The organism is Phenylobacterium sp., assembly GCF_036263695.1.
In the GTDB taxonomy this organism is placed as follows: Bacteria; Pseudomonadota; Alphaproteobacteria; order Caulobacterales; family Caulobacteraceae; genus Phenylobacterium.
This window is the reverse complement of the sequence record NZ_DATAGM010000110.1, coordinates 1-7,972: the sequence shown is the minus strand read 5'-3', so window position 1 is coordinate 7,972 and position 7,972 is coordinate 1. Positions and strand designations below refer to the sequence as shown.

At 69.0% G+C, this 7,972-nt stretch carries 11 protein-coding genes and 1 pseudogene; 1 reads left to right on the top strand and 11 read right to left on the bottom strand.

All coding sequences use genetic code 11. From position 1 onward, the window contains the following. Positions 1-2,052 (bottom strand): sodium-translocating pyrophosphatase (locus VHK87_RS04360; RefSeq protein ID WP_329633672.1); only part of this gene is annotated, 2,052 nt, incomplete at its 3' end. A gap of 188 nt (positions 2,053-2,240) precedes the next feature. After that, a complete protein-coding gene (locus VHK87_RS04355; RefSeq protein ID WP_329633671.1) occupies positions 2,241-2,675 on the bottom strand; it encodes a hypothetical protein in 435 nt (144 codons plus the stop codon). A 62-nt stretch (positions 2,676-2,737) separates the two neighbouring features. Between VHK87_RS04355 and VHK87_RS04350 the strand changes: the two genes are divergently transcribed. Continuing rightward, positions 2,738-3,100, top strand: coding sequence for a hypothetical protein (locus VHK87_RS04350; protein ID WP_329633670.1), 363 nt, complete (start codon positions 2,738-2,740; stop codon positions 3,098-3,100). A 170-nt stretch (positions 3,101-3,270) separates the two neighbouring features. Here the strand turns inward: VHK87_RS04350 and VHK87_RS04345 are convergent, their stop codons facing one another. The 9 genes and pseudogenes from VHK87_RS04345 to VHK87_RS04305 form a co-directional block, all read right to left on the bottom strand. Continuing rightward, the gene (locus tag VHK87_RS04345) at positions 3,271-3,798 is read right to left on the bottom strand and encodes a LysM and BON domain-containing protein (protein WP_329633669.1); all 528 of its coding nucleotides are present in this window, start codon (positions 3,796-3,798) and stop codon (positions 3,271-3,273) included. A 96-nt stretch (positions 3,799-3,894) separates the two neighbouring features. Then, positions 3,895-4,155: a GlsB/YeaQ/YmgE family stress response membrane protein gene (locus tag VHK87_RS04340; RefSeq protein ID WP_329633674.1), complete on the bottom strand. Its 261-nt coding sequence runs from the start codon at positions 4,153-4,155 to the stop codon at positions 3,895-3,897. Between the two features lie 253 nt (positions 4,156-4,408). Then, complete coding sequence (locus VHK87_RS04335; RefSeq protein ID WP_329633668.1) at positions 4,409-4,675, bottom strand: hypothetical protein; 267 nt, start codon at positions 4,673-4,675, stop codon at positions 4,409-4,411. Between the two features lie 97 nt (positions 4,676-4,772). Then, positions 4,773-5,714, bottom strand: a complete 942-nt coding sequence (thiL, locus tag VHK87_RS04330) for a thiamine-phosphate kinase (protein WP_329633667.1) — start codon at positions 5,712-5,714, stop codon at positions 4,773-4,775. Beyond that, on the bottom strand, positions 5,701-6,147 hold the full coding sequence (nusB, locus tag VHK87_RS04325; protein WP_329633666.1) for a transcription antitermination factor NusB: 447 nt from the start codon (positions 6,145-6,147) through the stop codon (positions 5,701-5,703). The genes thiL and nusB overlap by 14 nt, the downstream gene beginning before the upstream one ends. After that, positions 6,144-6,608 (bottom strand): 6,7-dimethyl-8-ribityllumazine synthase, encoded by a 465-nt coding sequence (gene ribH, locus VHK87_RS04320; RefSeq protein ID WP_329633665.1) that lies wholly within the window; start codon positions 6,606-6,608, stop codon positions 6,144-6,146. The genes nusB and ribH overlap by 4 nt, the downstream gene beginning before the upstream one ends. Before the next feature lie 30 nt (positions 6,609-6,638). Beyond that, positions 6,639-7,229, bottom strand: coding sequence for a riboflavin synthase (locus VHK87_RS04315; protein ID WP_329633664.1), 591 nt, complete (start codon positions 7,227-7,229; stop codon positions 6,639-6,641). After that, positions 7,229-7,873: a RibD family protein gene (locus VHK87_RS04310; RefSeq protein ID WP_329633673.1), complete on the bottom strand. Its 645-nt coding sequence runs from the start codon at positions 7,871-7,873 to the stop codon at positions 7,229-7,231. Before VHK87_RS04310 ends, VHK87_RS04315 begins: the two co-directional genes overlap by 1 nt. 3 nt (positions 7,874-7,876) lie before the next feature. Continuing rightward, positions 7,877-7,972: pseudogene (locus VHK87_RS04305) on the bottom strand (transcriptional regulator NrdR); the annotation flags it as partial.

Genomic DNA, 7,972 nt, shown 5'->3' with positions numbered 1-7,972 from the left:
CACGGCGGGGCCCGCCGTGTCCTTGTACGGGTCGCCGACGGTGTCGCCGGTGACGGCCGCTTTGTGGGCCTCAGAGCCCTTGCCGCCGTAGTGGCCTTCCTCGATCAGCTTCTTGGCGTTGTCCCAGGCGCCGCCGCCGCTGGTCATCGAGATGGCGACGAACAGGCCGGTGACGATCACCCCCATCAGCATGGCGCCCAGCGAAGCGAAGGCGTTCACCTTGCCGGCGATGGCGTTGATCACGAAGAACAGCACGATCGGCGAGACAACAGGCAGCAGGGACGGCACGATCATCTCGCGGATCGCGGACTTGGTGAGGATGTCCACCGCCCGGCCATATTCCGGCTTGACCTCGCCGGTCATGATGCCGGGGTTCTCTTTGAACTGACGGCGCACTTCGGCCACGACCGACTCGGCCGCCCGCCCCACGGCGGTCATCGACATGCCGCCGAACAGGAAGGGCAACAGCCCTCCGAACAGCAGACCGACCACCACGTAGGGGTTGGAGAGGTCGAACGGCACCGGGCCCAGTCCCTCGAAGAACGAGCCAGGCTCGGCGTTCGCCGCGAAGAACTTCAGGTCCTCCGTATAGGCGGCGAACAGCACCAGGGCGCCGAGACCGGCAGAGCCGATCGCATAACCCTTGGTCACGGCCTTGGTGGTGTTGCCGACGGCGTCCAGAGCGTCGGTGGAGACGCGGACTTCAGGGGGAAGACCGGCCATCTCGGCGATGCCGCCGGCGTTGTCGGTGACCGGTCCGAAGGCGTCGAGGGCGACGATGAAGCCGGCCAGCGACAGCATGGCCGTCGTCGCGATGGCGATGCCGAACAGGCCCGCCAGGTTGTAGGTCACGATGATGCCGATGATGATCACCAACGCCGGAAGCGCGGTGGACTCCAGCGACATCGCCAGGCCCTGGATCACGTTGGTGCCGTGCCCGGAGACCGAGGCCTTGGCCACCGACTTCACCGGCCGGAAGCCGGTGCCCGTGTAGTACTCGGTGATCACTACAATCAGAGCGGTCACCACCAAGCCCACAACGCCGCACCAGAACAGGTTGTTGGCGTCGTAGGTCATCTCGCCGACGGTCACGCCGTCGCCGATCAGCTGTTGCATCACGAACCAGATCGCGGCGACGGAAAGCACGCCGGTCAGGATCAGGCCCTGGTAGAGCGCGCCCATGATGTTGCGGTTCTTGCCGAGCCGCACGGCGAAGGTGCCGATGATGGAGGTGATGATGCAGACGCCGCAGATGGCCAGCGGCAGGAGCATCATCGCCCCCACCTCAGGCAGGCCGCGGAAGAAGATCGCCGCCAGCACCATGGTGGCCACCACGGTCACCGCATAGGTTTCGAACAGGTCGGCGGCCATGCCGGCGCAATCGCCGACGTTGTCGCCCACGTTGTCGGCGATGGTCGCCGCGTTGCGGGGGTCGTCCTCAGGAATGCCGGCTTCGACCTTCCCCACCATGTCGCCGCCGACGTCGGCTCCTTTGGTGAAGATGCCGCCGCCGAGGCGGGCGAAGATGGAGATCAGACTGGCGCCGAAGCCGAGCGCGACGAGCGAGTCGATAACCTCGCGACTGGTTGCATCATGGCCCATCGGACCCGTCAGGACCCAGAAGTAGCCGGCGACGCCCAGCAGCGCGAAGCCGGCGACCAGCATCCCGGTGACAGCGCCCGAACGGAAGGCCGTCGACAGACCCTTCTCGAGGCTCTCGGAGGCCGCCTGGGCGGTGCGCACGTTGGCCCGTACCGAAATCAGCATGCCCGCGAAGCCCGCCGCGCCGGAGAGCACGGCGCCGATCAGGAAGCCGACGGCGGCCGTCCCGCCGATGAGCAGGAAGACAGCGACGGCGATGACCGCCCCCACGATCGCGATGGTGAGATACTGCCGGTTGAGATAGGCCTGCGCGCCTTCCTGGATGGCGGCCGCGATCTCCTGCATGCGCGGCGTGCCAGGCGATAGCCGCATCAGGGACGCGGACTGTACGGCGCCGTAGACCACCGCCAGAAGGCCGGCGACGATCACCAGCAACAATGTTGGATCCATAATGTATGCGCCCCTTTGCGACTGCGCGGAGGGGTTGGCGCCGCCGAAGACGACGCCAGAACAGCCCCTCGTTTCCTCTCCAGCTTATGGGGCGCATATTCGGCGCGCCCCTGTAAGACGGGCGCGAAGTTGCCAAAGTTGCAGAGCCGGCGCAACGCCCCGTCTTGGCCGTAATTCTTTTGACGGGTCTAGGATTTGCGCGAATTCGCCCGCAGCAGGTTGCTGCGCCGCTTCGGCGTCTGCCGCAGCACGACCACGCTGGCGATGTCCTTGGGCGAGGCGATGGCGACCGCCTCCCGCTTCATCGCCGCCGCGATCTTGGCCGAGTCCAGGCTGACGTAGTCGCCGGGCACGGTGAACGGCGTACGGTGGCCCGCCCGCACCAAAGCGTCCCGGAAGAAGGGCTCGCGCTCGCGCAGCTTCAGCGCGTTGGCCGAGCGGGTCAGGTTGATGCGCACATAGACGAAGACGTAGTTGACCAGCTCGCCGCCGACGATCAGCGGCAGGCCGACCGGCGACAGGTCGACCCATTGGCCGATGGCCTCGGCCTCCTTCTTGGCCTCGGCCTGGGCTGCGGAGGCGATGAGGGCCAGCGGGGCGGCGATCAGGGCGCGGCGAAGCATGGCTCCACAGTAAGCCGAGATCGTTGCAGAACCCTTCCGGCCCTCTCACGCGTTTGGTGCGTATGATCCGTACCCTGACCATGGCCGCAGCGGCCGCCCTCATCGCCGCGCCGGCGTTCGCGACCGCCCCGGACTTCCTGCAGCCGGCGTTCAAGAACACCATCGTCTCTACCTACCCGGACGGTCGGCAGGCCAAGCTGTGGCTGAACCCCGATGGGACCTACCGGGCCACGGGTCGGCGCGGCAAGCCCTCGAGCGGGCGCTGGACGCTGAAGGGCGAACAGATCTGCATGAAGCAGCAGCGGCCCTTCTCCGCCCCGATGAGCTATTGCACGCCGGTCCACCGGGGCGGCGTCGGGACCACCTGGACCGGCAAGGCCGTCACCGGCGAGCCGATCCGCATCAGCGTCGTGGCGGGGCGCTGACCTTTCCCTCCCCTTGATGGGGAGGGTGGATCGCCGTAACGGGCGAGACGGGTGGGGAAGTTCGAGTCGCCAATGCGCGGTCACCCTGGCGCAAGCGCGGCTCGTCACCTCCCCCACCCCGGTCGGCTTCGCCGACTCGGCCCTCCCCAAGATGGGGAGGGAAAGCGGGATCAGTGCATCGTCGACTTTGGGATGCGCAGGGTCTGGCCGGGATAGATCTCGTCCGGATCCTTCAGCATCGGCCGGTTGGCCTCAAAGATCTCGTTGTAGCGGTTCGCCGAACCTAGAAACTGCTGGGCGATCTTGGAGAGGGTGTCACCGGACTTGACCGTATAGAAGGTCGCCGGCGGTTCGGCGGCCTGCGCCGGTTGCGCCGGTTGCGCCGGTTGCGCCGCCTGCGCGGGTTGGGTGGCCTGGGCTGGCCGCGGGGCCTGCCGCTGGACCACGGTGATATTGTCCTCAACGTGAGCCACGCCCTTGGTGTTGCCAAGGATCAGGACGGCCAACTCCTTCTCGCGCTGACTGTCCGCTTGGCCGCTGATGCTGACCGTGTCGCCGCCGCGGACGGTGATCTGCCCGTTGGCGATGGTCACGCCTTGGGCCCTGAGCGCCTCGGCCAGCTCCGTGGCTTCGATCTTGTCTTCCTTGCCGCCGCGCAGGCTCTTGCCGGCCTCGCGCGCGAAATCGAACAGTCCCATGGTCTCTCCTCGTCTGGGAAATGGATGTGCGAGGTTGCAAACAAATGGGGACGCCTCTCGGCGTCCCCATCACGCGAACTTGCTTCAGGTTAGCTGTTAGACGCGGCTGCCGCGTCCGCGGACCATGCCGACGATGAACAGCAGCAGGATCGCGCCGAGCGTCGCCACAATCAGCGTGCCCACGAAGCCATAGTCGTCGAAGCCCAGCATGCCGGCCAAGAAGGCGCCGATGAAGGCGCCGACGACGCCGACGATCAGATTGGTCACGATGCCATGATTGCGGCGCATGACCTTCTCAGCGATCCACCCGGCCAGAATGCCGATGACGATCGCGCCAATAATTCCAACTCCGTCCACGTTTCTCTCCTCCTTGCGCCCAGCCGACAGGGTGCAGCGCACGCGCCGCGCCAGGACCTCCAGGCGGGTTTGGAAAACCAGTTGAGCGGGCGAGGCCGCCAGCAGGACCCCGATGGATCCTATGCGGCGAAAACCCCTAGCGTGGCCGGTGGGTTCCGCGCGCCGCGGCCACGCTTTCGCGAGCGGCGGCGATTCGGGACGGATTGAGAGTGCATCGGGCGCCCGGAAGCCCCGGGCGCCCGACGCCAGGGCGCTACTGGGAAGACGTCTTGCTGGCTTCCGGGGCCGGCTCGGCGGCCGCCGCAGGCTGGGCCGCCTTTTCCTTACCGGTCTCGTCCTTGGCCGCAGCCGCGTCAGAGGCGGGCGTGGTCGCCGCTTCGGCCGAGGCGGGCTTGGCCGAGGCTTCCGCGGGCTTGGCGGCCGCCGCATCGGCCGGCTTGGCGGCCTTGTCGCCGGCGAATGCAGGCCCCGACATCGCGAACGCGAGGGCCGCAGCCCCGAACAGCATGGTGGTACGCATTAAAGGTCTCCCGTCTCTGGTGAGGCCTCCCCCGACGCCCACTAGTTCGGCTGCAACTCGGACGTGACCACGGCGTCGTTCGGGCGAAACCGTGGCCTTAGGCGTGCCGCCAGCCGCCGGCGCCCGCATCGAGCGCACGGCCTTCGAAGGTGACGGCGACGCCGGCGCCCTCCGTGACCTCGCCGATCACCGTCAGGCCGAGCGCGTGGGCATGGTCGGGGGCGGCGGTGCAGACCACCTCGTAGTCGTCGCCGCCGCTCGCCAGACGGATCAGGGCGGCGGCGCGGTTGGGCTGCGCCTCGAGCCAGCGGCGCGCGCCGGCCGAAAGCGGCATCGCCTCCAGCCGCAGGGAGATCCCCGTCCCGCTCGCTTCGCCGATGTGGCCGGCGTCGGCGATCAGCCCGTCGGAGACATCGGCCGCGGCGCCGGCGTGGGCGCGCAGCCGCTCGCGCAGATCGAGCCTGGGTGTCGGCAAACGGTAGCGGACGGCGAGCTCGGCGTCGGCGATCTCGCCCCGCGCCGCCGCCAGGCCCAGGAGCCCATCGCCGATCGGCCCGCTGACCAGCACCAGATCGCCGGGCTTGGCGCCGCCGCGGCGCACCATAGCTCCGGCGGGGACCCACCCGAGCAGCGTCGCGCTGGCGGTCATCGGGCCCGGCGTCGAGGTGGTGTCGCCGCCGAGCAGGGTCAGGCCGAACGCCGCTCCATCCTCGTCCAGCCCGCGAGCGAAGGCCGCCCTCGCCTCCCCGTCCCACGACGCCGGCCAGGACACCGCCAGGAAGTAGCCGTAGGGCTCGGCGCCCTTAGCCGCGAGGTCGGAGAGGTTCACCCGCAACAGCTTGCGCGCCACCAGGTCCGGCGCCTCGCCAACGGGGAAATGCACGCCCTCGAGGATGGCGTCCTTGGTGATCACCAAGTCCTGGCCCGGGCGGGCCGGAATGGCGGCGGCGTCGTCCAGCAGGCCAAAGGCCTCGGGCGCGCCCCGGGTCAGCGGCCGGAACAGCCGCGCGATGGCCTCGAATTCGTCAGGCCCGGACATCCTGGGCCACGCCGTCCAGAGCCCCGTTGACGAAGCCCGGCTCCGGCCCGTCGAAGAACGACTTGGCCAGTTCGACGTACTCGTCGATCACCACTTCGGTCGGGATGTCCGGCCGGTGCTCCAACTCGAAGACCCCGGCCCGCAGGATGGCGCGCACGGTGGCGTCGAGCCGCTCGAGCCGCCAGTTCTCCGCCAGCCGCTTGACGATGGCGCTGTCCACCTGCCGCTGGTGGGCGACCACACCACGGACCAATTCGGCGAAGAAGGCCTCGTCGGCGGCGGCCAGGGTCATCCCCTCAACGTCGCGGTCGAAGCGGTGCTCGGTGAACTCCCGGATCACCGCCTCCACGCCGGTGCTGGACACCTCCATCTGATAGAGGGCCTGCACGGCGGCGAGCCGGGCCACCGAGCGCGCATGGCGCGGCGTGGTCATCGGGTCTGACCGGTCAGGCGGCGCTTCAGGGCGATCATCTCCAGGCAGGCGCGCGCCGCGCCGCCGCCCTTGTCGCCCTCGCTGACCCGGGCGCGCGCCCAGGCCTGGTCGTCGTCCTCGGTCGTCAGGATGCCGTTGCCGATGGCCAGCCGCTTGCCGATCGACAGGTCCATGATCCCCCGCGCCGACTCGTTCGAGACGATCTCGAAATGATAGGTCTCGCCGCGGATCACGGCGCCCAGGGCCACATAGCCGTCGTAGCGCACGCCGCCGGGCCCATGGCCGGCCTCCTCGGCGAAGGCGATGGCCCCCGGCACTTCGAGGGCGCCCGGCACGGTCACCACGTCGTATTCGGCGTCATACGCCTCCAGCGCCTCGGAGGCGCCCTTCAGCAGCTCGTCCGCCAGGTCGGAATAGAACCTCGCCTCCACGATCAGGATGCGGAGCTTGTCGTCGGCCATACCGGCCCCCTTGTTGGTCGCCGGCGTGCTTTAGGCCGTTTCGCGCCAGCGCGCGAGATAGCGGGCCAGCATGTCGATCTCGAGATTGACCTTCGCGCCGGCTTCCAGCTGGCCGATTGTGGTCACGTCCCAGGTGTGCGGGATGATGTTGATCCCGAACACGTCGTCCTCGACCTCGTTCACGGTCAGGGAGACGCCGTCCACGGTGATCGATCCCTTCGGGGCGATGAACCGGTGCAGCGGACGCGGGGCGCGGATCCTGATCCGGTGAGAGCCGCCCTCGGGCCTGATGTCCACGACCTCGCCGACTCCGTCGACGTGCCCGGAGACGATATGGCCGCCGAGCTCGTCGCCGACCCGCGCCGGGCGCTCCAGGTTCACGCGCTGGCCCTCGGTCCAATCACCCAGAGTGCTCATCGCCCGAGTCTCGCCGCTGACCTCCACGGCGAACCAGCCCTCGCCCTTATCGACGACGGTGAGACAGCAGCCCGCATGGGCGATGGAGGCGCCCATCTCGATCGAGCTGACGTCGAAGTTCGTCTCGATCTCCATGCGCACGTCGCGATTGGTCTCGCGGATGGCGCGCACGCGGCCGACGTCGGTGACAATTCCGGTGAACATCAGATCCTCTCGTAGCGCTCCCACGTGTCCTCGCCCAGGGGCTGGACCTGGATGCGACGGAATCTGGGGGCGGCGGCCAGCGCTGCAATAGCCAACGCCCCGACGGCCGGCCGCCCCTCCCCGCCGATGACCATGGGCGCGCGGAACCACTCCAGCCGGTCCACCAGCCCGCAGCGCAGGAAGCTCGCCGCCACCTGCCCGCCCCCCTCGACGAACAGGCTGGTGATGCCGTGGGCCCGCAGGGCCTCGACCACTTCCTTGAGCTCGGGCCGGCCGTCGCCGACCGCCGGCACCGTCAGGACGTGGACGCCGGCCTCCACCAGATGCTCCGCAGGGGCCTCCGTGGCGATGACGTAGGTCGGAATCTCGCGGGCCGTCGCCACCAGCTTGCAGTCCGGCGTCAGGCGCTGGCGGCTGTCGAGCACGACGCGCGCCGGTTGGGGACCGTTGTAGCCGGCCAGCCGGACCGTGAGCTCGGGATCGTCGGCCAGGGCCGTGTCGATTCCCACCACCACGCCCTCGTGGTCGGCGCGCAGCCGGTGGACCGCCTCGCGGGCGGCTTCCCCGGTGATCCAGCGGCTCTCGCCGGCGCCTGTGGCGATCCGGCCATCGAGGGAGGTTGCGAGCTTGAGGGTGACGGGCAGAGCCTAGCGCTCCTCTTCCGCGAGGCCTTCCTCGCCGAGGAAGCGGGCGAAGTCTTCCGTCTCCCGGAAGTCCCGGTAGACCGAGGCGTAGCGGACGTA

What these genes read in the sequence shown, in the direction of transcription:
- VHK87_RS04355 (WP_329633671.1), bottom strand. Translation starts at nt 2,675, where the DNA reads ATGCTTCGCCGCGCCCTGATCGCCGCCCCGCTGGCCCTCATCGCCTCC.
- VHK87_RS04350 (WP_329633670.1), top strand. Translation starts at nt 2,738, where the DNA reads ATGATCCGTACCCTGACCATGGCCGCAGCGGCCGCCCTCATCGCCGCG.
- VHK87_RS04345 (WP_329633669.1), bottom strand. Translation starts at nt 3,798, where the DNA reads ATGGGACTGTTCGATTTCGCGCGCGAGGCCGGCAAGAGCCTGCGCGGC.
- VHK87_RS04335 (WP_329633668.1), bottom strand. Translation starts at nt 4,675, where the DNA reads ATGCGTACCACCATGCTGTTCGGGGCTGCGGCCCTCGCGTTCGCGATG.
- thiL (WP_329633667.1), bottom strand. Translation starts at nt 5,714, where the DNA reads ATGTCCGGGCCTGACGAATTCGAGGCCATCGCGCGGCTGTTCCGGCCG.
- nusB (WP_329633666.1), bottom strand. Translation starts at nt 6,147, where the DNA reads ATGACCACGCCGCGCCATGCGCGCTCGGTGGCCCGGCTCGCCGCCGTG.
- ribH (WP_329633665.1), bottom strand. Translation starts at nt 6,608, where the DNA reads ATGGCCGACGACAAGCTCCGCATCCTGATCGTGGAGGCGAGGTTCTAT.
- VHK87_RS04315 (WP_329633664.1), bottom strand. Translation starts at nt 7,229, where the DNA reads ATGTTCACCGGAATTGTCACCGACGTCGGCCGCGTGCGCGCCATCCGC.